We start from the raw sequence: 21,905 nt of genomic DNA, 5'->3' as shown, positions 1-21,905 counted from the left end.
CGGCACGCGTAGGTCAACAGGGGCCTCGATCAGGTGGTGCAAGGTTGCCGGCCGGCGGCCGGCACTACTGGACTTGCCCGTACATGAACGCTAGCGTGGCAGGGATTTTTTGCCAGCAGGGGCTTCCATGAACAACGACGCTGCGCCACGCCAGCTCACTTTCCGCGCGGTGGTGCTTGCCATCGTGCTGGCGGTGATTCTGTCGGCCGCCAACGCCTACCTCGGTCTGTTCGCAGGCCTGACCATCGCCACCGCGATTCCCGCGGCCGTCATCTCCATGGGCGTGCTGCGCCTGCTCGGCGGTGGCACCATCCTGGAAAACAACATCGTCCAGACCGGTGCTTCGGCCGGTTCGTCGATCGCCGCCGGCGTGATCTTCACCATCCCCGCGCTGGTGATCATGGGGTACTGGCCGGACTTCAAGTACTGGTGGGTGCTGGGCATCGCCGGCCTGGGTGGCCTGCTGGGCGTGCTGTTCTCGGTGCCGCTGCGCCGTTCGATGATCGTCGAAGATCCGCTGCCCTTCCCGGAAGGCAAGGCGGCCGCCGAAGTGCTCAAGGCCGGTGAAAACCCGGGCCCCGGCCTGAAGATCCTGGCCGTGTCGGCGGTGATCGGCGCCTTCGTGAAGCTGGCCGCCGAAAGCGGCCTGCGCCTGATTCCGGATGCCTGGGCCACCTCGGCCTACGTGGGCAGCTCGAAGATCACCGCTTTCATCGGCACCAACCTGTCCCCGGCGCTGCTGGGCGTGGGTTACATCGTCGGCCTGAATGTCGGCATCGTGGTGGTGTCCGGCTCGATCCTGACCTGGCATATCGCCATTCCGCTGTACCAGTCGTTCTTCATGAACACCGATCCGGCGCTGGCGGCCTCGATCGCCACGGCCACCTCCACCGAGGCGGCGTTCGCCATCTGGGGCGCGAAGATGCGTTACCTGGGTGTGGGCGCGATGCTCATCGGCGGCGTCTGGACCCTGATCTCGCTGCGCAAGTCGCTGCTCAATGGCGTCAAGAGTGGCTTTGCCGCGGCCCGCAAGAGCGGTGGCCCGGCGCTGGCGCACACCGAGCGCGACCTGCCGATGAAGTGGATGCTGGTGGCCCTGGTGGTGTTCACCCTGCCGCTGCTGGCGCTGTACCAGGCCATCGTGGGCCAGTGGCACGTCTCGATCCCGATGACGCTCATCATGATCGTGGCCGGCTTCCTGTTCGTCTCGGTGTCGGCCTACCTGGCCGGCCTGATCGGCTCCTCCAACAACCCGGTGTCGGGCATCACCATCTCCACCATCCTGTTCGCCTCGGCGGTGCTGGTGCTGCTGCTCGGTAAGGACGGCCTGACCCCGGTCGGCGTGGGCGGCGCCCCGCTGGGTGCGGTGGCCGCGATCATGATCGGTGCGGTGGTGTGCTGCGCGGCGGCGGTCGGTGGTGACAACCTGCAGGATCTGAAGGCCGGTTACATCGTCGGCGCTACCCCGTGGAAGCAGCAGCTGATGCTGGGCATCGGCGCGTTCTCGTGCGCGCTGATCATGGCGCCGGTACTGAACCTGCTGGCCACCGCCTACGGCATCGGCGTGAAGTCCGAGCTGCATCCCAACGCGCTGGCCGCACCGCAGGCGAACCTGATGGCCTCGGTGGCCAAAGGCCTGTTCGGTGGCGAACTGCCGTGGACCTTCATCGGCATCGGTGCGGTGGTGGGCGCGGCGATCATCGCCTTCGACAGCTGGCTGAAATCGCGCAACGCCCGCTTCCGCGTGCCGGTGCTGGCCGCGGCGATCGGTATCTACCTGCCGCTGGAACTGATGGTGCCGATCTTCCTGGGCGGCCTGATCGCCTACCTGGTGGAGCGTTTCCACAAGATCCGCGGCGACGATGAAGAAGGCCGCGACCGCGTGCACAAGCCGGGCGTGCTGTTCGCCGCCGGCCTGATCACCGGTGAAGCCCTGATGGGTATCGCGATCGCGGTGCCGATCGTGATCAGCAGCCGCGCCGACGTGCTGGCGCTGCCGTTCCACCTGCCGGGCGCGCAGTGGATCGGTCTGGCCGTGCTGTTCCTGGTCGGCTGGTTGATCTACCGCACCGGCAAACGCGCGGTGGGTTCGGTCTAACCAGCGACCCCGGTCTGCGTCACGACAAACCCCGCTCCGGCGGGGTTTGTCGTTTCTGGAGGCGCCCAGGGCACGGCATGACCGATGGCCTTTGCATGGGCCACCCCTCGGCCCTACCATCGGCGTTTTGCCGTTCCGCGGAGACCCCGATGAAACTTCGTTACGCCCTGCTGCCGTTGTGCCTGCTGACCGCGATGCCCTCGCTGGCCGCCACGCGTGGCCTGGATGTGCGCGACATGATCGCGCTGGATCGGGTTTCGGCCCCGCTGCTCACCGCCGACGGCGGCAACGTGGTGTTCGCCAAGCGCGTGGTCGGCGCCGACAGCAAGGCCAGCACCGGCCTGTTCATCCGCAACCTGCGCACCCGCGACGCCGCTCCGCCCAAGCCGCTCACCCCGGCCGGCTGGAACGTCAACTCGGCCGCGCTGTCGGCCGACGGCCAGAGCGTGTACTTCCTGAGCGCCAAGGGCGGCAGCCAGCAGCTGTACGTGCAGCCGGTCAGCGGCGGCACCCCGCGCCAGCTGACCGACTTCCCGGTCGACGTGGACGGCTTCCACATCTCCCCGCAGGGCGACCGCGTGGTGTTCAGCAGCGGCGTGTTCCAGGCCTGTGGTTCGGACCTGGCCTGCACCAGCRAGAAGCTGGACGCGCACAAGGCGCGCAAGAACACCGGCGAAGTGTTCGACAACCTGTTCGTGCGCCATTGGGACACCTGGAACGATGGCCGCCGCAACACCCTGTTCGTGGCCCCGCTGCCGGCCGCCAAGGGCGCGGCGGTGAAGGGCGCCTCGGCGATCAGCGCCACCCTGGATGGCGATGCGCCGTCCAAGCCGTTCGGCGGCAATGACGACTTTGCCTGGGCACCGGACGGCAAGACCGTGGTGGCCTCCATCCGCGTGGCTGGCAAGCAGGAACCGTGGTCGACCAACTTCGACCTGTACCAGCTGGACGTGGAGGGCAAGCAGGCGCCGGTCAACCTGACCGCCGCCAACCCGGCCTGGGATGCCGGCCCGGTGTTCAGCGCCGACGGCAAGACCCTGTACTACCGCGCCATGAAGCGCCCGGGCTTCGAAGCCGACCGCTTCGGCGTGATGGCGCTGGACCTGGCCACCGGCAAGGCCCGCGAAATTGCCCCGACCTGGGACCGCTCGGCCGGCGAGATCGTGCTGAGCGCCGACGGCAGCAGCTTCTACACCGCCGCCGATGACCTGGGCGAGCACCGCCTGTTCAACATCGACATCGCCAGCGGCAAGGCCACGGTCGTCGCCGAGGGCGGCAGCATCGGCTCGCCGGTGATCGCCGGCACCACCCTGGCGTACACGAAGAACAGCCTCAAGAGCGGCGACCAGATCGTGGTGGCCAGCGCCGACGGCAGCAGCCCGCGCGAGATCACCCCGAGCGCGGCGCAGATGCTGCCGGACGTGGCCTTCGGCGACTACGAGCAGTTCCAGTTCAAGGGCTGGAACAACGAAACCGTGCACGGTTACGTGGTCAAGCCGTACAACTACCAGGAAGGCAAAACCTACCCGGTGGCCTTCCTGATCCATGGCGGCCCGCAGGGCAGCTTCGGCAACGGCTGGAGCTACCGCTGGAACCCGCAGACCTATGCGGGCCAGGGCTACGCGGTGGTCATGATCGACTTCCACGGCTCCACCGGCTACGGCCAGGCCTTTACCGACGCGATCAGCCAGCACTGGGGCGACCGCCCGCTGGAAGACCTGCAGAAGGGCTGGGCCGCGGCGCAGAAGCAGTACGCCTTCCTCAATGGCGACAAGGCCTGCGCGCTGGGCGCCAGCTACGGCGGCTTCATGGTCAACTGGATCGCCGGCAACTGGAACGCGCCGTGGAAGTGTCTGGTCAACCATGACGGCGTGTTCGACCAGCGCATGATGGGCTATGCCACCGAAGAGCTGTGGTTCACCGAGTGGGAGCAGGGTGGCACGCCGTACCAGAAGGCGGCCAACTACGAGAAGTTCAACCCGGTCAACCACGTGTCCGACTGGAAGAAGCCGATCCTGATCGTGCACGGCCAGCTCGACTACCGCATTCCGGTGGAGCAGGGCCTGGCCGCGTTCACCGCCGCACAGCGCCAGGGCATCGAGTCCAAATTCCTGTACTTCCCGGACGAGAACCACTGGGTGCTCAAGCCGCAGAACAGCGTGCAGTGGCACGACACCGTCAACGGCTGGTTGAAGCAGCACATCGGCGAATAAACCGGATGGACGCGCCGCCCCATGGGGCGGCGCTTCTTCATTGCACCGGGTCTCGTTGGCCGTGGTATCTGCGGTGATCGGCGGCGGTGTAACCGCTGAACGACGTCGATGTAACCGGCCATCGCCGGCGGTGTAACCGCTCATCGCCGGCGGTGTAACCGCTCATCGTCGGCGGTGTAACCGCTCATCGTCGGCGGTGTAACCGGTCATCGTCGGCGGTGTAACCGGTCATCGTCGGCGGTGTAACCGGTCATCGTCGGCTCTACCGGTGATTGTTTTCCCGAAACGTGTGGAATCGCACGCCCATCCTCCAGGTACTCCACACCCGTGAAAGCTCCCGCCCTGATCCAGAACGACATCGTCGTCTTCGGCCTGATCGCCGCCACCCTCGGCGCCGTGTTCTGGACCGCCTCGCGCGAGCAGGGGCTGTGGAAGCGCTTCTATACGGTCGTGCCAGCGTTGCTGCTGTGCTACCTGATCCCGGGTATCTACAACACCTTCGGGCTGATCGACGGCCAGAACACGCACCTGTACAACCCCATCGCCCGCGACATCCTGCTGCCAGCGGCGCTGGTGCTGCTCACCCTGGCGGTGGACATCAAGGGCATCCTGCGGCTGGGGCCGAAACTGATCGTGATGTACCTGGGCGCGTCCTTCAGCATCATGCTGGGCGCGGTGGTGGCGTTCCAGTTGATGAAGTGGCTGCACCCGGACACCGTGGCCGGCGACACGTGGGCCGGGATGGCGGCGCTGGCCGGCAGCTGGATCGGTGGCGGTGCGAACATGCTGGCGATGCGCGAGGTGTTCGACGTCAACGCCACCACGTTCGGCCAGTTCGCGGTGGTGGACGTGGGCGTGGGCTACGTGTGGATGGCGGCGCTGATTTTCCTGGCCGGGCGGTCGGCGAAAATCGATGCGCGCAGCGGGGCCGATACGTCGGGCATCGACGAACTCAAGCTGCGTATCGAGAAATTCCGCAGCGAGCATGAGCGGGTGGCGAGCCTGACCGACCTGATGCTGATCGTGGCGGTGGCCTTCGGCACGGTGGGGCTGTCGCACGCGATCGCGGGGCCGCTGTCGGCGTGGTTCAAGGGCCATGTGTCGTGGGCCTCGCAGTTCAGCCTGGACGCGCCGTTCGTGTGGGTGGTGGTGATTTCCACCACCTGTGGCCTGGCGCTGAGCTTCACCCGCGCGCGCAATCTCGAAGGCGCGGGTGCCTCCAAGCTGGGCTCGCTGCTGCTGTACTTCCTGATTGCCTGCATCGGGATGCAGATGGATCTGCTGGCGCTGCTGGACCGGCCGTGGCTGTTCCTGCTGGGCATCATCTGGATCGCGGTGCACATCGTGTTGCTGTGGGCATTGGCGCGGGTGCTGAAGGTGCCGTTCTTCTACTTCGCGATTGGTTCGCAATCCAACATCGGCGGGCCGGCGTCTGCGCCTGTCGTTGCGGCGGCGTTCCACCCCTCGCTGGCGCCCGTCGGCGTGCTGCTCGGCACGATGGGCTACGCGACGGGTACGTATCTGGCCTACATCGTGGGTATCACCCTGCGCGCGATGGCGGGGTAGAGCCGACCGTTGGTCGGCTGTCGTGCGCTGTGACGCCACGTCAAGAGCAGCCGACCAACGGTCGGCTCTACGACAGAAGCAACCCGCCTTTGATCAATCAGGCAAGTGCATCTTCCGCATCCTGCTCGAACCGCGCCGAGTGAACACCTTGGCGCCTATACGGTTGGCGCGTCGCCACGCGCCCGGGACTAACCGCACATGCGGATTTACGCAGGAAGAAGGCCGCGTTCGACCAACCACGCTTTGGCATCTTCCGCATCCTGCTCGAACCGCGCCGAGTGAACCCCCTGGCGCCTATACGGTTGGCGCGTCGCCATGCGCCCGGGACTAGCCGCACCTGCGGATTTACGCAGGAAGAAGGCCGCGTTCGAGTAACCACGCTTTGGCATCTTCCGCATCCTGCTCGAACCGCGCCGAGTGAACACCTTGGCGCCTATACGGTTGGCGCGTCGCCACGCGCCCGGGAGTGACCGGGCGTGCGGATTTACGCAGGAAGAAGGCCGCGTTCGACCAGCCACGCTCTGGCATCTTCCGCATCCTGCTCGAACCACGCACGCGTGGACCCCAGCCGATACGTATACCCCCAGGCATCCATGTCCAGCATCAGGCGGTCGCTGCCCACGCCGGGCAGTTGCCCGGCCAGCACGATCTGCAGGTAACAGGTGGCGTCTTCTTCGGGGACCGAATCGGTGGCGTCGGTGTGCACCAACGCGCGTCGCTCCGGTGGCAGCACGATCAGGTGGCAGGCCTCGTGCAGCATCGAGTGCACCGGCGTGTCGTCGCGCACGTACACATCGCTGCCGATGATGCCCGCCTCCGGCTCGCCCCAGTAACTGCCTGGAATCGGCGCGGCGGCGTCTACCCGGTGCAGCCGCAGGTCGTGCGCGGCAAGCAGGGCAACGGCATCGTCAAAGTGGATATCGCCGACGCAGGTAACCTGCACATCGGCGGCGGCAACGTCGGTCGTCATGGCATGCATTCAACCGCCCCTCCCGTCCGGAAGGGGCGACAAGGCTCAGGGCTGCTGCGGGCCTTCCGGCAAGGCGACGGAGATATCGAGCACATCGTGCTCCCCGTCCTTCACCAGATCGACCTTCACCGCATCCGCGTCGATGTTCACGTACTTTTTGATCACTTCCAGCAGCTCACGCTGCAGAAGCGGCAGGTAGTCTGGGCCACCGCGATGGCTGCGCTCCTGCGCAATGATGATCTGCAGGCGGTTCTTCGCCGTTTCGGCCGTCGTCTTCTTCCGGTTCAGGAAATCGAACAGTCCCATGCTTACCCTCCGAACAGCTTGCTGAAGAAGCCTTTCTTCTCCACGGTGGTGAAGCGCATCGGACGCTCTTCGCCAAGAATGCGGCCAACCGCATCTTCATACGCCTGGCCCGCCGCCGATTCGGGGTCCAGGATCACCGGCTCGCCCTTGTTGGACGCATTGAGCACGTCGCCCGACTCGGGCACCACGCCAATGGCCTTCAGGCCCAGCACTTCCTCAACGTCGGTGATGCTCAGCATCTCGCCACTTTCCACCCGGGCCGGGCTGTAGCGCGTGAGCAACAGGAACGCCGGCACGTTCTGGCCCGATTCGGCCTTGTGCGTCTTCGAATCCAGCAGCCCGATGATCCGGTCCGAGTCGCGTACCGACGACACTTCCGGGTTCACCACCACCACCGCACGGTCGGCGTAGTACATCGCCAGGAACGCACCCTTCTCGATACCGGCCGGCGAGTCGCAGATGATGTACTCGAAACCGTCCGCGGCCAGGTCCTTCAGCACCTTGCCCACGCCTTCCTGGGTCAGCGCATCCTTGTCGCGCGTCTGCGAGGCCGCCAGCACGTACAGGTTGTCGAAGCGCTTGTCCTTGATCAGCGATTGCTTGAGCGTCGCTTCGCCGTGCACCACGTTCACGAAGTCGTACACCACCCGGCGCTCGCACCCCATGATCAGATCCAGGTTGCGCAGGCCGACGTCGAAGTCGATCACCGCCACCTTCTTGCCGCGCCGCGCCAGGCCGCATGCCAGGCTGGCGCTGCTGGTGGTCTTGCCCACGCCGCCCTTGCCGGAAGTGACTACGATGATTTCAGCCAAAGGACTTCTCCTGATTCATATGGTTGGGCGCCGGATCAGTCCAGCGCCGCGATCTTGATCTGGTCCTGCTCCAGCCACACCTGCACGGCCTTGCCGCGCAGCGTGTCCGGAACATCGTCCAGTACCTTGTAATGGCCGGCGATTGCGACCAGTTCAGCATGGAATTCACGGCAGAAGATACGTGCCGTGGTGTTGCCTTGGGCACCGGCCAGGGCACGGCCCCGCAGCGTACCGTAGATATGGATGCTGCCATCGGCGATCACCTCGGCCCCGGCGCCCACCGTGGCCATCACCGTCAGGTCGCAGTTCTCTGCGTACAGCTGCTGGCCCGAGCGCACGTTGCTGGTCTGCATGCGGCCCGGCTGGGGTGCCTTGGCCGGGGTGGCCGGCACCGCGGCCGGCGTGGCCGCGCGTGCACGCCGTGCCGGTTCCGGCGCAGGCGCAGGCGGCGGCGGGGCGGCCGGGACCGTGTCCAGCTCGGCGCGTTCGTACTGCGCGCGGAACTTGGCCAGCAACGGCAGCCCCAGCTGCTGGGACAGCAGCTCGGTCTCGGTGGTGCCGTAGGCCAGCGCCACCGGCAGCACGCCGGCACTGCGCAGCCCATCGAGCAGCGCCTTGGCCGTGGCCACGTCGGGGATCTGGCTGAGCCCGCCGAAATCCAGGATCACCGCCGCACGCCCGAACAGCTTCGGCGCACGCGCCACGCGGTCGTGCATCTCGCGGGTGAGGCGTTCCACATCCAGGGTGCGGATGCGCAGGTTGGCAATGCCCACCTGGCCGATCTTCAGTTCACCGGCCTGTTCAAAATCCATGTTCGCCGCCACCTCAGGTCCCCGTCGGCCGGTGCGCACGCAGCGGCTCGCGACGATGGCCCACCCAGGGCACGTCGGGCAGCTGGTCGCCGTAGGTAGCGTGTACCCACTGGTAACTGCACAGGTCCTTGAGCAGCATGCTGGCGCGCACGTCGACGTGGGCCATATTGTTCTGCCCGACCTCGCGGAAGCCGAAGCTGCCATGGAACAGCAGCGCCGCGTCGGCGCCGTGGTCCAGGAACACCTCGCAGGTCATCTGCGGGTAGCGCAGCTCGGCGTAGCTCTGTGCATCGGCATAGAACGCACGGCCGACGCCACCGCCGCGACGGCGGCTGGCGACCACGATGCGGTCGATATAGAAGAATTTGCTGTCCAGCTGCTGCTGGAACCAGGCGAAGTTGCTGCTGTCGTGCTGGCTGTCGCTGCCGAAGCCGATCAAAAAGCCGGCCAGGTTGCCGTCGCGCTCGGCGACGCGGAAATACTCAGCGGTTTCATAGAACAGGCGCAGGCGGGCGGCATCCAGCGGCAGGATGGCCAGGCCGGCGTTGTTGTTCAGGGCCAGGACGGAATCGAGCTCGTGCTCGCGCACGTCGCGGATGACAATCGACATTGTGACTCCGTGGGGTAACGCGGTTGGTCCATCAAGGGACCCTCATCGGATTATTGCACGGGTGGCGGGCCCGGGCGAATCGCCGCCCATGACTTATGTGGGGGTGCAGGGGCGCAGGTTCAGCCTAAGATGCGTCCATGCTGGGATACCTGAGCCAAACCCGAGTACTGCGACTGGCCGGCCTGTTCACCTGGGTCATGGTCGGCCTGCCCGTGGTCTATTCCCAATACGAATCGCTGCTGCGCCACCGTGGCGACGGCCTGGACAGCTGGGCGGTCTGGCTGTTCACCGCCTACCTCACCTTCGGCGCCTGCTACTTCTGGCTGACCCGCGGCCTGCGCGATGGCGGCGGCCATTCGGCCTGGTACGACCGGGTGGTGCTGCTGCTGCTCACCACCTCGGCGCTGGGCGTGAGCTACCTGAGCGGGTCGGGCCTGGGCAGCATCCTGATGATGGTGGCCGCCGGGGTCATCCCGTGGATGCTGCAGGTGCGCGGCGGGGTCCTGTGGCTGTTGCTCAGCCAGCTGGCGGTGCTGCCGGTGTACTACCTGATCCTGCGCATGCCGCTGTTCGAGGCGCTGATGCAGTCGCTGCTGTACGGCGGGTTCTCCATGTTCATCTTCGTGACCAGCCTGGTCGCGCGGCAGCAGACCGACGCCCGTGAAGAACAGCGCCGGCTCAATACGGAACTACGCGCCACCCGCGTGCTGCTGGCCGAGAGCGCCCGGGTCAACGAGCGCACCCGGATCTCGCGGGAACTGCACGACCTGCTGGGCCACCACCTCACCGCGCTCAGCCTGAACCTGGAAGTGGCCGGCCATCTCACCGACGGCCAGGCCCAGGAGCATGTGCACCAGGCCCATACCCTGGCCAAGCTGCTGCTTACCGATGTGCGCGAGGCGGTCAGCCAGATCCGCGACAGTGGCGCCATCGACCTGGCCGCCGCGCTGCGCCCGCTCACCGAACAGGTGCCGTCGCTGACCATCCACCTGGACATCGCCGAACCGCTGAACGTCGAAGACCCCGAGCGCGCCCATGTGCTGCTGCGCTGCACCCAGGAAATCATCACCAACGCGGTGCGCCACGCCAACGCGCGCAACCTGTGGATCCAGGTCCGGCGTGAAAGTGGCGGCGAAGTGGTCATTCAGGCGCATGATGACGGGGTAGGCGCGGACGGCATCGTGGTCGGCAATGGCCTGCGCGGCATGCGTGAACGCTTGTATCAATGTGGCGGTGAGCTGCAGATTGAAACCCGCCGGGGTCAGGGCTTCCGCCTGCGCGCCTCGGTTCCCGGCGCGCCAGTGCTGATGCTGGCCCCCGTTACTTGAGGAGTTCGTTGATGATTCGCGTCTGCCTGGTCGACGACCAAACCCTGGTGCGGCAGGGGATCCGCTCGCTGTTGGCGCTCGACGACGGGATAGAAGTGGTCGCCGAGGCCGCCGACGGCCGCCAGGCGGTCGAGGTGGTCCCGCAGATCCGTCCGGACGTGGTGCTGATGGACATGCGCATGCCGGTGATGTCCGGGCTGGAGGCGCTGCAGATGCTGTCGCGGCTGGGCCAGCTGCCGCCGACCATCATCCTGACCACCTTCGACGACGACCAGCTGGTGCTGGCCGGGCTCAAGGCCGGTGCCAAGGGCTACCTGCTCAAGGATGTCACCCTGGAACAGCTGGTGGGCGCGATCCGCACCGTGGCCGACGGCGGTTCGCTGGTGCAGCCGGCGGTGACCCAGCGGCTGCTGTCCGGGCTGGAGCACATGCGCAATGAGTTCGTCAGCCTGGACCGGCCCGATCCGCTGACCGACCGCGAGACCGAGATCCTGCGGCTGATGGCCAGCGGTTTCTCCAACAAGGAGATCGCCAATTCCCTGGGCGTGGCCGAGGGCACGATCAAGAACCACGTGTCCAACATCCTGTCCAAGCTGGGCGTCCGCGACCGCACCCGCGCGGTATTGAAGGCCTTCGAGCTGCAGCTGGTCTGAGACCGCGCCAGGGCCACCGGCGCGCCGTTGCCGGTGGTCTTTGTGCAATATCCTGAATATGCGCCGGATCCCTTGTGCCACAAGGGCTGCGCGCCGAGAAACGGCCCATTCGGCCGAATCCGGCAAAGAAATATTCCCGAACCGCTACGTGCTGACACGCGCGATACGTTATCGTTCCGCTCCTTGTCTATGCAAAACCGCTGCCGGCATGGAAACCGGTGCGCCAATCCTGATCTACAACACCCGCGAAGCCTGCTAGGATTGGCGCTTCGCTTCAATCAACCCGGCCGTGGGATCGGCCCCGGAGACTTCTGAATGACCCGTATTATCGAGTTCCTGATCGCCTTGGGGATCGTGGCTGGCCTGTTCGTCATCATTGGCGTCTGTCTGCCGGGCGAGCGCCATATTTCCGAAAGCATCGAGACCAACCGCAAGATGACGATCGTGTTCGACACGGTCAACAGCCTGCGCCGCTTCAAGGACTGGAACCCGCTCTTGCTGCGCGATCCCGCCGTTGAACTGAAGCTCTCCGGCCCTGCTGCCGGTGTTGGCGCACGTCTGGATTATTCTTCCAAGGAAAGCTCGTTGGGCCAGGGCAGCTGGGAGATCACCGAGTCGGAGAAGAACAAGCTGGTGTCCATCGCCATCGAGGACCCGACCAAGGGCCACGACAAGAAGACCAGCTTCACCCTGGAGCCGACCGGCAAGGGTGGCCGCAACGTCAAGATCACCCAGGACTACAGCATCAAGTACGGCTTCAACCTGTTTGGCCGTTACGCGGGTCTGTATGTCAGCCGTCACGTCGGTGACGACCTGAAGCTGGGTCTGTCGCGCATGGCCAACATGCTGGCCACCGTGCCGAACATCGACTACCGCACCGCCGAAGCCCCGCTGACCGATCTGGCCATCGTGGACGTCCCGGTTGAAGACCTGCTGGTGGTCACCGCCGGTAACGTCGATCGCGGCCAGGAGACCATCACCAAGTCCATCAAGGACAACCAGGAGTGGATCAAGCGCGTGATGGAGGCCAATGACCTCGAAGCCGCCGGCCCGTTCCGCATCATCACCACCGATTTCGGCGCCGAGAAGTACGCCTTCGACGTGGCCCAGCCGGTCAAGAAGAAGGGTACCCAGGGCGCTGCTGCTGATGCCCTGACCGTCAAGATCGACGCCGGTGCCCCGGTGAAGTACGTGCACGTCGCTCCGCACCGTTCGGCCCACGCGGCCTACACCGGCCACATGGCTGGCCTGGACATCGCCCGCAACGCCCTGCGCGCGTGGTCGGTGACCAACGGCAACGAAGTGATCGATCGTCCGTACGAGTCCTGGAAGGACGGCGTGGACAAGTCGTTCACGCCGGAAGGCACGTACGACATCTACTGGGCCGTCAAGTAAACCGACGGTCACCGGATGTAACGCACGACAAAAAACGCGCCGCTTCCTGCGGCGCGTTTTTTTTTGCTCCGTCCGCGGAGCATTCATCGAAGGATGCCCGCATGCTCAACCTGGAACGACGCGCACGCAAACCCTCCCTGCTGGCCTGCTTCGGCGGCCTGCTGGCCGCCACCGCCGTGGGCCTGTCGGCCTACGCCTCGCATGGCATCGCCGACCCGTTGGCACAGTCGCACGTGACCACCGCCGCGCTGTACGCGTTCGGCCACGGGGTGGCGCTGGCGGTGCTCGGGCCCACCCAGCAGAACAGCCTCGGCAAGCTGGCGCTGTATATGCTGCTGATCGGCACGCTGTTGTTCTCCGGCAGCCTGGTAGCCGGTGCGTTGTGGAAGCTCAGCACGCAGTTGGCGCCGGTCGGCGGCACCGCACTGATGCTGGGCTGGCTGGCGTACGGCCTGAACGCGCTGCGCCGCTGACATGCCACGCTTCACTCGCGGCTTCGACGTAGCGGAGGCACACGCCTGGCTGAGCCGGCGCGACCGCCGGCTGGGCACGTGGATGAAACGGCTGGGTCCCATCGATGCCCAACCGGGCTGGGCCAAGCGCTTCGACCCGGTCGATGCGCTGGCGCGCGCGATCCTGTTCCAGCAGCTCAGCGGCAAGGCCGCCTCGACCATCGTGGGGCGGGTGGAAGTTGCCATTGGCAGCCAGCGCCTGCATGCCGATACGCTGGGCCGCATCGACGACGCCGCGCTGCGCACCTGCGGGGTGTCGGGCAACAAGGCACTGGCGCTGCGCGACCTGGCCCGGCGCGAAGCCGACGGGCAGATCCCCGACCTGCGCCGGATGTCGGTGATGGGGCACGACGCGATCATCGACGCGCTGGTGCCGATCCGCGGCATCGGCCGCTGGACCGTGGAAATGATGCTGATGTTCCGCCTGGGCCGCCCGGACATCCTGCCCATCGACGACCTGGGCATCCGCAAGGGCGCCCAGCGCGTGGACAAGGCCGAGACCCTGCCCACCCCGAAGGAACTGCAGGCGCGCGGCGAGAAGTGGGGCCCGTACCGCACCTACGCCAGCCTGTACCTGTGGCGCATCGCCGATTTCAGCGCGGACGCCAAAGAAGCAACCAACCGCTCGCAGGACTGATCAGTGCGTGGTGTCGGGCTCTGCCCGGCAACGCAAGATCCCGTAGCGCCGGGCTCTGCCGGGCTCTGCCCGGCAATGCCCGGCAATGCCACGCCAGCAAAAAAGCAGCCGGGCAGAGCCCGGCTCTACGCGGTAACGCCAGCCAGAGCAGCCGGGCAGAGCCCGGCGCTACGCGGTAACGCCAGCCCGGCGCAACCGGGCATACGACTCTCAGCCCACCGGGCTCCCATCGCGCCAGCACCAGTGCCAGGGCTCGTACACGATGCCGTGCAGGTTATCCCGCGGGTAGCTCAGCTGGAAGCCGAACCGCCCCGCATTGCCCTGCAGCCACGCAAACGCGGCGGTGTGTTCGAAGCTCTCTTCGGCCGGCGGTTCGCCGGGCGTGCCGATATCCAGCGCGAAACCGCTGTGGTGTTCGCTGTAGCCGGGGGCGGCATTGACCTGGAGGATGTCGGCCACGGCCAGCCCGCGCGCGCGCTTGCGCTCGAAAATACCCAGCTGATAGGCATGGCTGCGGTAACCCGAGATCGCATCCAACGCCACGCCCTCGGCGGCGGCCGCCAGCTGCAGGCGCTGCCAGCCGCGCGCGCCGGACCGGCGCAACCACAGCGGCCGCCGGTAGCGATCGAACCCGGCCAGGTGCAGCTGCGCCGGTTCGGCCTCCAGCGCCAGCCCGGTGGCGGCTTCATAGCCGTCTGCATCGATGTCCAGCTGCGCCAGCCGTTGCTGCAGGCCAGTCAGTGGCAGCAGGGTGCTGTCGGCCACCGCGCTGCGGCGGTGGGCCAGCGCCTGCTGGTCGAGCGCGTCGAGCGCGGCCTCAATCCCGTCCTCACGCATCAGGCGCGGCACCAGGGGCAGCACGCCATGCGCGGTGGCAACGGCCAGGTAGCGGCCATCGCGCTTGCGCCGCAGTACCCAGCGCGCATGGGCCAGCGCACGCGCGTCGGCGTTGCTGCGCGCGCGCAGCAGGCCGCCGGGCCACAGTTCGATGTCGGCGGTGTTGATCAGCAGGGCAGGGGGGCGGCGCATGCGACCAGCTTAGTGCGTGCGCCCGGGCGCGGCCAGCGTCTGCAGGGCAGCGAGCAGCTCGCGGGGTTTCTCAGGGCTGATCACCAGCGCGCTGCCATCACGCAGGGGCAGATACAGCACACGGCTGGCATCGGTGAGCAGGCAGAACGCCTTGCGCCGGTCACGCATGCGGTAGTGTCCGGACAGGAAGCCGGGCATGCCGTAGCCGTTGGTCTTGATCACCGGCTTGAGGCTGCCATGCTCGGCCAGGTCCACCACCCGCGCCTGGTCCAGCTGCAGGGCGTCCACCGCCACCCGCTTGCGATAGAACGTGGACACCACCTCCAGTTCGCGGCCCTGCAGGTGGATGCGGCGGCGGAAGAACGCCGCGCTCAGCACCGCCGTGAGCACCGCCAGGAACGGCAGCGTCAGACCCAGTTCGTGCGGGGTGCGCTGAGCCGACTGCAGCGTGGTGACCACGATCAACGCCGCCACGGCCAGCATGGGCACCCACAGCCACAGCAGGCGCCAGATCGGGGCCGGGGCGACAGCGAAGTCCTTTGCGGCCAGCGCGGGTGCGGTCACCTCAGACCTCCTTCTTGAACATCAGCACCGCCACGCCCATCGGCTGGGTCTGCAGCACGTTCACCAGTTCCCAGCCGAGCTGGCCATGACGGTTGAGTTCGGTCTGCAGGTCATCGGACTTCAACCCGGTCCACGACGGCTTTACTTCGACAGTCAGGTAGCTCCAGCGCTTGCTCATTCCTTGCTCTCCTTGCTCGACTCGGGTTTGGGAAGGCGTCCAGCTTTGCGCAGTGCATCGCGCAGGACGTACTCGATCTGCGCGTTGGCGCTGCGCAGCTCGTCATCGGCCCAGCGCTGCAGGGCCGCGAGAATGTCGGCGTTGATGCGCAGCGGGTAGGCCTTTTTCTCCGACATGGGCGGCTCAGTACAACGAGCCGGCGTTCACCACCGGCTGGGTGCCACGGTCCGAACACAGCACGGTGAGCAGGTTGCTGACCATGTGCGCCTTGCGCTCTTCATCCAGCTGCACCACGCCGTTCTTCTGCAGCTCGGCCAGCGCCATTTCCACCATGCCCACCGCGCCGGCGACGATCCGCGTGCGCGCAGCGATCACCGCGTTGGCCTGCTGGCGCTGCAACATCGCCTGCGCGATTTCCGGTGCGTAGGCCAGGTGGCTGATGCGCGCATCGATCACCTGCACGCCGGCATCGGCCAGGCGCTCGGCCAGTTCGTCCTTGAGGTGCTGGGAGATCTCGGCGGCGTGGCTGCGCAGCGACAGCTGGCCTTCCTCGTGCTGGTCGTAGGGATAGCTGGTGGCCATCGCCCGCAGCGCCGATTCGGACTGGATGTGCACGAAGCTCTCGTAGTCATCCACGTTGTAGACCGCCTCGGAGGCGTCCACCACCTGCCAGACGATCACCGCGGCGATCTCGATCGGGCTGCCGTCCAGCTCGTTGACCTTGAGCTTGCCGCTTTCGAAGTTGCGCACGCGCTGGCTGACCTTCTTCTTGCTGAAGAACGGGTTGTTCCAGCGCAGGCCGTTGTCCTTGACCGTGCCCACGTACTTGCCGAACAGGCTCAGCACCACGGCCTGGTTGGGCTGCACCGTGTACAGGCCGGTCAGGCTGAGCATGGCCACGATCGACAGCGCGACACCGCTGAACATCAGGCCGGGCGACACCGGAACGGTGCGCGCGCCCGCGATGAACAGCCACAGGGACAGCCCCAACAGGACCAGCACCCCGAGCAGGAACGGCAGGCCAGACAGGGAACGGGTGGGCATCTCTTTCATGGCAGGGCGTCCTTGGGTGGTTGCATTAAACGATATCAAATTGATATCAGGTTGCAAGTGCCCCGGTTTCGCCCGCGAGGAAGCCTTAAAATGCGCTCCCACCCTGTTGCCCCGGAATACCGCCATGTCCACGCTCGGCACGCCGTTGTCTCCCTCCGCCACCCGCGTCCTGCTGCTGGGCTCCGGTGAACTGGGCAAGGAGGTCGCCATCGAGCTGCAGCGCCTGGGCGTGGAGGTGATTGCCGCCGACCGCTATGCCGATGCGCCGGCCATGCAGGTGGCGCACCGCTCGCACGTGATCGACATGCTGGATGCGATGGCGCTGCGCGCCCTGATCGCCCTGGAGCAGCCGCACCTGGTGGTGCCGGAAATCGAAGCGATCCACACCGAAACCCTGGTCCAGCTGGAGCAGGAAAGCGGCCTGCGGGTCATCCCCACCGCGCGCGCCGCCCGCCTCACGATGGACCGCGAAGGCATCCGCCGGCTGGCCGCTGAAACCCTGGGCCTGCCCACCTCGCCGTACCGGTTCGTGGATACCGAGGCGGAGTACCGCGCGGCCGTGGCGGCGATTGGCCTGCCGTGCGTGGTCAAGCCGGTGATGTCGTCCTCGGGCAAGGGCCAGAGCACGCTGCGCAGCGAGGCCGACATCGCCCCGGCCTGGGAATACGCGCAGACCGGCGGCCGTGCCGGCGCCGGGCGCTGCATCGTGGAAGGCTTCATCGACTTCGAGTACGAAATCACCCTGCTGACCGTGCGGCACGCGGGCGGGACGTCGTTCTGCGCACCGATCGGGCACTGGCAGAAGGACGGCGACTACCGCGAAAGCTGGCAGCCGCAGCCGATGTCGCCGCGTGCGCTGGCGCGCGCCGAGGAAATCTCGCAGGCGATCACCGACGACCTGGGGGGCTGGGGCCTGTTCGGCGTGGAGCTGTTCGTGAAGGGCGACGAGGTGTGGTTCAGCGAAGTCTCGCCGCGCCCGCATGACACCGGGCTGGTGACGCTGGCATCGCAGGAGCTGAGCGAATTTGCCCTGCATGCACGCGCGATCTTGGGCCTGCCGATCCCGCTGATCCGCCAGAACGGTCCGTCGGCCTCGTGCGCGATGCTGGCCCACGGCGAAGGCGTGCCGTTCTTCAGCAACGTGGCCGAAGCGCTGGTGCAGCCGGATTCGGCGCTGCGCCTGTTCGGCAAGCCGAGCGTGCACGGGCACCGCCGCGTGGGCGTGACCCTGGCGCGCGGCGAAGACATCGATACGGCGCGGAAGATCGCGCGTGAGGCGGCCGAAGCGATCGGGATCGAATTGCGGTGATGGGCCGGGGCGACGATCAACCGTCGTCGCCCACCAACCCCGACGCGACGACCAACGGTCGTCGCCTACCAACCGCGACGCGACGACCAACGGTCGTCGCCTACCAACCGCGACGCGACGACCAACGGTCGTCGCCTACCGCGGGGGTTTGATTACCGGTAGGTACCGACCGTTGGTCGGTATGCTGCGTCGAGTGTCCGGCCAAGGGAGATGCGCCACATGAAACCCTTCACGACGACTGAGATCCTGGCAGATGGCAGGCGCCACTTGTCCGCGCAGTTCGAAGGTCTGGATCGTACTGGGCTGCTTCACGTGCTGAAACATGCGGAGATCAGAACCTGTCGCATTCCGGCGGGGCAGCAGAGAGATCGCGTCTGGTCGGCCTGTTTGGCGTTGGCTTCTGGATATTCGCTGGAGATCACAGCCTCCAGTACGTTGCTCCAGGGATGGGATGAAATCGGCACGATCAACCTTGCCTTGAAACAAGCATTCGTCGATGACGGGGCGCTGATTGAGCTTCCCGGTTTTGCCGGTTTCGTCATTGATCGGGTAACCATCGTTCAGTGGCATGGAGAGGGAGCCATCGCTGATGCCGGCGTGGCGTTCCACGCGTCTGACGGCCACTCATTCAGTGCTGTGTCGATCGACCTGCCGGGCGCATTCCGGATCACAGGTCCGGGCGATCCGGAGTCCGCCGCCTGGCAGTTTCCTGAAAACCAATACGTACCCACTTTCCTCTGAGCAGGCATGCAGGTCGCACAACCGGCCGTCATCCCGCCGGCGCCGAAGCGCCAGCGTCAATCACCCGTTTCCAGCAGGCCCGACAGGCCCGCGTTTCCTTCAACGCACGTCCACCCACACCAGATGGTGGTCACTGCCATCGGCGATCTTCGCGTCCGGGCTTTCGTTGGCCGGCCAGAAAACGCCGCTGCCGATGTAGTTGAAGCCGACCGAGGGCAGGACGTAGTCCAGCCGCATCGTGCCCGACTTCGGGCCGAAATCGCCGGTCGCATGGAACGGTGCGCCCTTGCGGACGATGCCCTTCTCCGCATACGCCAGGCTGGTCTGCTCGGCGCCGACGCTGCGCGGGGTGGGGTAGCGCAGGACTCGGGGGTTTTCGATCAGTTCGACGATCGCGTCGTGGCGGCCATCGCCATCGACCGGGTCGTTGTTGAGGTCGCCAAGGATGACGAAGCGCGCGTCCTGCGCGAGGCCACCACAGTGGCCACGGTCATCGCACAGCCACGAGGTATCGCGGTCCTTGAGGTAGTCCTGCCACAGCCGCAGCTCGTCGTGGTTGCGCGCGGCGTTGCGCTTCTCCGGGCCGTCGAACACCGGCGGGGTGGGGTGCGACACCAGCGCATGCACCACGCCATTGGGCGTGGTCACCGGGACGTCCCAATGCGACTTGGACGACAGCCGCAGCTGCGACCAGACGTGGTCGTTGTAGAAGGATGTGCCGGTGCGCGGGTCGATCGGGCGCAGCGCGCCGGGCATCGTGCTCCACTTCAGCAGCTGGAAGCTGCGCACCTTGGCCTCGGCGATTGGGTAGCGCGACAGCACCAGCATGCCGTACTGGCCCGGGTGCAGTCCGTAGCCCCAGGCGTCGTTGCCACGGGCGCGGCCATCGCCGCCGATCTGGCCATTGTTGTCCAGGTCCAGCCCGCTCTGCACGCCGGTGTTGACCGGGGCCAGGTAGCGGTAGGCGTAGTGCAGCGGCTTGCCGCCGCCGGGCTGGGCGGTTTCCAGGTAGCGCTGCTGGAACAGGTCGGCAGCGCGGTGCGCGTCGTCGTAGTCGAACTCGTTGAGCAGCACCAGGTCCGGGCGGACCTGCTGCAGCACGGCGGCGATCTTGCGGGCGTGCTCGCTGTCGCCTTCCAGCTCGGCGATGAGCCCGCCGGTCTCGTCGCTGTACAGCGAGGTGTTGTAGGTGGCAATCCGCAGTGGCGCGGTGGCGTCTTCCTGCATGGCGGTCTTGGCGGGGGTCTGGGCACAGGCGCTGCACAGCAGGGCCAGGGCAAGGATCAGGGGATAGGCTTTCATGCGCCTATTCTGCACCCAAGCCGGTGTCAGGGATGCGTCAGCCCCGACTTGTAACCAGAAATGTGCTGGACAGGATCCCAGCCGGCCATACGATCCTCCGAGACGGGCTGTCGCTCGAATCGCCCATTCTTCAGGATATAGCGGCGATGCAATTCGGGGGAGGGCGCGCGGGTGTATTCCAGAACATTGCCCGCGCGATCCCGACGCTCTGGGTCGATGTTTGCATAGGCGACAGTCAGTCCCACGTCGTCCAGCGTCGCATCTTCCAGCCAAAGGCTGCTCTCATTTGTCAGGTAGAGCGAGATCTGAGGAACGCAATCCGATACGCGGCCTTCCGTGTTGAACATAACGGCTGATACCGCCACCGCATTGTCTCCCGCGAGGTAGCTTTCGATCATCCGATGCGCGTACAGCACCAGGAAGTTGCCGGTCTTCAGACGAAGGGCGCGTATGGGATGCAGGTCGCCGGGCTTGACCGTCCTGGGCCTGATGCCACCCTCGGCGTCGCGTTCATAGACGTCGAATGTGAAGGGCAGCGACGGCAAGCAGTCCGGCGAAATGTTAACCCGGTGCAGCCGCCGCACATCGACGGCATCAAAGTCTTGGGCGTCGTGCAGAGCGCCTGGACGTGGCGGATAGGCATTGAACATGCGGAATATGCTGACGGTCTCCCGCACCCGCGGCGCCCGTGCATGCGCCTTCAGCGAGGCAAGGCACGCCTTGGTATCGGTCAGGGCCAAGGCCTGCACAGGCGACGGTTCGGCCGCCGGGACGATGGCCGGATCGACGTCGACAGGTTCGGGAATGGCCGCAGGGCTGCCGACCGTGGCTTCGGTGGGCGAAATCGAGGCAGGATCGCCATCATTGCCGCCGCCGCTACCACAACCACTCAACAACAGCAGCGCGGATGCTGCCAGATACGGTACTCGCTGCATGGTGTTAGCCGGTGCGGTAAATGCTGCCCACTTTGCCCAGCCAAGGCGTGTGGGCCAAGGCCGGATGCGACAGCTGCTGCACCTGCAGGTCGTCGCGTTCATGCAGGGCGGCGTCAGCGCCCTTCCCGCGCGTCGTCGAATTCGTGCCAGCGGCGCCCGTCGTAGGCCTCCAGCGGACGGAAGCGGCGCTTGTAATCCATCTTGCGGTGGTCGCGGATCCAGTAGCCCAGGTACAGGTGCGGCAGCTGCTCGCGCCGGGCCCAGGCAATCTGCTGCAGGATCGCGAACGTGCCCAGGCTGCGGTGCGCGTGCTCGGGGTCGAAGAACGTGTACACCGCCGACAGCCCCTGCGGGGTGACATCGGTGACCGCCACGCCCAGCAGATCGCCGCGCTTGCCGGGCTGGCCGGGCGCGCGCAGTTCCATGAAGCGGCCCTGTGCCCATTGCCCGATCAGGAACTGGTCGAACTCGTGCGGGCCGTGCCCGTCCATGCCGCCCTGCGCGTGGCGGTGGGTGAGGTACCGGTGGTACAGCGCGAACTGTTCTTCGGTCTGCTCGGCCGCCACGATCCGCACCTCCAGGTCCGCGTTGCGGGCCAGGCAGCGGCGCTGGCTGCGGTCCGGCGCGAAGCGGGCCACCGGAATGCGCACCGACACGCACGCGTGGCAGTTGGCGCAGTGCGGCCGGTACACCAGGTCGCCGGAGCGCCGGAAACCCCAGCTGAGCGCCATCGGGTACAGCGTGCCCAGCCGCGCATCGTGCGGGTCCAGCACCAGGTCGCGCGCGGCCCGTTCCGGCCAGTAACCACAGGGGTGGTCACCGGTCTGGAACAGTCGCAGCTCGTCGTCGCGGTCGCCATGCATTGCCATGCCCACAGCATAG

The 21,905-nt window shown here is 66.5% G+C and carries 23 protein-coding genes; 10 read left to right on the top strand and 13 right to left on the bottom strand.

The window, feature by feature from the left end; translation table 11 throughout:
* Positions 1-127 precede the first annotated feature (127 nt).
* The 3 genes from AC1DCJ_RS03365 (at position 128) to AC1DCJ_RS03355 (ending at position 5,877) form a co-directional block, all read left to right on the top strand.
* Complete coding sequence (locus AC1DCJ_RS03365; RefSeq protein WP_137188890.1) at positions 128-2,098, top strand: OPT family oligopeptide transporter; 1,971 nt, start codon at positions 128-130, stop codon at positions 2,096-2,098.
* Positions 2,099-2,247: 149 nt separating this feature from the next.
* Entirely contained in the window at positions 2,248-4,311 is a 2,064-nt protein-coding gene (locus AC1DCJ_RS03360; protein WP_478070077.1) for a dipeptidyl-peptidase 5, read from the top strand.
* Between the two features lie 327 nt (positions 4,312-4,638).
* Positions 4,639-5,877: a DUF819 family protein gene (locus tag AC1DCJ_RS03355; protein WP_193557404.1), complete on the top strand. Its 1,239-nt coding sequence runs from the start codon at positions 4,639-4,641 to the stop codon at positions 5,875-5,877.
* 484 nt (positions 5,878-6,361) lie between these two features.
* Here AC1DCJ_RS03355 and AC1DCJ_RS03350 read toward each other — a convergent pair whose 3' ends face one another.
* From AC1DCJ_RS03350 to AC1DCJ_RS03330, 5 genes are read right to left on the bottom strand one after another with little or no spacing between them, the layout of a single operon-like run.
* The gene (locus tag AC1DCJ_RS03350; RefSeq protein WP_478070076.1) at positions 6,362-6,847 is read right to left on the bottom strand and encodes a hypothetical protein; all 486 of its coding nucleotides are present in this window, start codon (positions 6,845-6,847) and stop codon (positions 6,362-6,364) included.
* Between the two features lie 45 nt (positions 6,848-6,892).
* Positions 6,893-7,153 (bottom strand): cell division topological specificity factor MinE, encoded by a 261-nt coding sequence (gene minE / locus AC1DCJ_RS03345; protein WP_017355894.1) that lies wholly within the window; start codon positions 7,151-7,153, stop codon positions 6,893-6,895.
* A gap of 2 nt (positions 7,154-7,155) precedes the next feature.
* Complete coding sequence (minD, locus tag AC1DCJ_RS03340; protein WP_038689737.1) at positions 7,156-7,965, bottom strand: septum site-determining protein MinD; 810 nt, start codon at positions 7,963-7,965, stop codon at positions 7,156-7,158.
* A 35-nt stretch (positions 7,966-8,000) separates the two neighbouring features.
* Positions 8,001-8,777: a septum site-determining protein MinC gene (gene minC / locus AC1DCJ_RS03335; RefSeq protein ID WP_478070075.1), complete on the bottom strand. Its 777-nt coding sequence runs from the start codon at positions 8,775-8,777 to the stop codon at positions 8,001-8,003.
* A 13-nt stretch (positions 8,778-8,790) separates the two neighbouring features.
* A complete protein-coding gene (locus AC1DCJ_RS03330) occupies positions 8,791-9,387 on the bottom strand; it encodes a GNAT family N-acetyltransferase (protein ID WP_038689735.1) in 597 nt (198 codons plus the stop codon).
* A 137-nt stretch (positions 9,388-9,524) separates the two neighbouring features.
* Here AC1DCJ_RS03330 and AC1DCJ_RS03325 point away from each other — a divergent pair, with 137 nt between their 5' ends.
* The 5 genes from AC1DCJ_RS03325 (at position 9,525) to AC1DCJ_RS03305 (ending at position 13,912) form a co-directional block, all read left to right on the top strand.
* Positions 9,525-10,715 (top strand): sensor histidine kinase, encoded by a 1,191-nt coding sequence (locus AC1DCJ_RS03325; protein WP_137188894.1) that lies wholly within the window; start codon positions 9,525-9,527, stop codon positions 10,713-10,715.
* A gap of 11 nt (positions 10,716-10,726) precedes the next feature.
* A complete protein-coding gene (locus AC1DCJ_RS03320) occupies positions 10,727-11,368 on the top strand; it encodes a response regulator (RefSeq protein ID WP_038689731.1) in 642 nt (213 codons plus the stop codon).
* Positions 11,369-11,683: 315 nt separating this feature from the next.
* Positions 11,684-12,763, top strand: a complete 1,080-nt coding sequence (locus AC1DCJ_RS03315) for a polyketide cyclase (protein ID WP_128097211.1) — start codon at positions 11,684-11,686, stop codon at positions 12,761-12,763.
* 101 nt (positions 12,764-12,864) lie between these two features.
* Complete coding sequence (locus AC1DCJ_RS03310) at positions 12,865-13,236, top strand: DUF423 domain-containing protein (protein WP_478070074.1); 372 nt, start codon at positions 12,865-12,867, stop codon at positions 13,234-13,236.
* Between the two features lies 1 nt (position 13,237).
* A complete protein-coding gene (locus AC1DCJ_RS03305) occupies positions 13,238-13,912 on the top strand; it encodes a DNA-3-methyladenine glycosylase family protein (protein WP_478070073.1) in 675 nt (224 codons plus the stop codon).
* Between the two features lie 210 nt (positions 13,913-14,122).
* On the opposite strand, the gene AC1DCJ_RS03300 is transcribed toward AC1DCJ_RS03305, so the two are convergent.
* The 5 genes from AC1DCJ_RS03300 to AC1DCJ_RS03280 are packed head-to-tail and all read right to left on the bottom strand — an operon-like array spanning position 14,123 to position 16,736.
* Positions 14,123-14,941, bottom strand: coding sequence for a M15 family metallopeptidase (locus AC1DCJ_RS03300; protein ID WP_478070072.1), 819 nt, complete (start codon positions 14,939-14,941; stop codon positions 14,123-14,125).
* 9 nt (positions 14,942-14,950) lie between these two features.
* Positions 14,951-15,505 (bottom strand): PH domain-containing protein, encoded by a 555-nt coding sequence (locus AC1DCJ_RS03295; protein ID WP_478070071.1) that lies wholly within the window; start codon positions 15,503-15,505, stop codon positions 14,951-14,953.
* 1 nt (position 15,506) lies between these two features.
* Positions 15,507-15,683 (bottom strand): DUF4177 domain-containing protein, encoded by a 177-nt coding sequence (locus tag AC1DCJ_RS03290; protein WP_137188897.1) that lies wholly within the window; start codon positions 15,681-15,683, stop codon positions 15,507-15,509.
* Positions 15,680-15,859 carry a type II toxin-antitoxin system antitoxin gene (locus AC1DCJ_RS03285; protein WP_038689718.1) on the bottom strand — a complete coding sequence of 60 codons (180 nt, stop codon included), beginning with the start codon at positions 15,857-15,859 and terminating at the stop codon, positions 15,680-15,682. Before AC1DCJ_RS03285 ends, AC1DCJ_RS03290 begins: the two co-directional genes overlap by 4 nt.
* Before the next feature lie 7 nt (positions 15,860-15,866).
* Entirely contained in the window at positions 15,867-16,736 is an 870-nt protein-coding gene (locus AC1DCJ_RS03280; RefSeq protein WP_141057245.1) for an SPFH domain-containing protein, read from the bottom strand.
* Positions 16,737-16,860: 124 nt separating this feature from the next.
* Between AC1DCJ_RS03280 and purT the strand changes: the two genes are divergently transcribed.
* Together purT and AC1DCJ_RS03270 are read left to right on the top strand one after the other, a co-directional pair.
* On the top strand, positions 16,861-18,045 hold the full coding sequence (gene purT, locus AC1DCJ_RS03275; protein WP_038689714.1) for a formate-dependent phosphoribosylglycinamide formyltransferase: 1,185 nt from the start codon (positions 16,861-16,863) through the stop codon (positions 18,043-18,045).
* 219 nt (positions 18,046-18,264) lie between these two features.
* Positions 18,265-18,786, top strand: a complete 522-nt coding sequence (locus AC1DCJ_RS03270) for a hypothetical protein (protein ID WP_478070070.1) — start codon at positions 18,265-18,267, stop codon at positions 18,784-18,786.
* A gap of 99 nt (positions 18,787-18,885) precedes the next feature.
* On the opposite strand, the gene AC1DCJ_RS03265 is transcribed toward AC1DCJ_RS03270, so the two are convergent.
* From AC1DCJ_RS03265 to AC1DCJ_RS03255, 3 genes are all read right to left on the bottom strand, one after another.
* Positions 18,886-20,088 (bottom strand): endonuclease/exonuclease/phosphatase family protein, encoded by a 1,203-nt coding sequence (locus AC1DCJ_RS03265; protein WP_478070069.1) that lies wholly within the window; start codon positions 20,086-20,088, stop codon positions 18,886-18,888.
* A 26-nt stretch (positions 20,089-20,114) separates the two neighbouring features.
* A complete protein-coding gene (locus AC1DCJ_RS03260; RefSeq protein WP_478070068.1) occupies positions 20,115-21,023 on the bottom strand; it encodes a hypothetical protein in 909 nt (302 codons plus the stop codon).
* Positions 21,024-21,136: 113 nt separating this feature from the next.
* Complete coding sequence (locus tag AC1DCJ_RS03255) at positions 21,137-21,892, bottom strand: arginyltransferase (protein WP_038692412.1); 756 nt, start codon at positions 21,890-21,892, stop codon at positions 21,137-21,139.
* Between the last annotated feature and the right edge of the window lie 13 nt (positions 21,893-21,905).

It is taken from the genome of Stenotrophomonas sp. 10N36 (genome assembly GCF_056395005.1).
The sequence above is the reverse complement of the archived record's forward strand: the minus strand, read 5'-3'. Positions and strand labels throughout refer to the sequence as shown.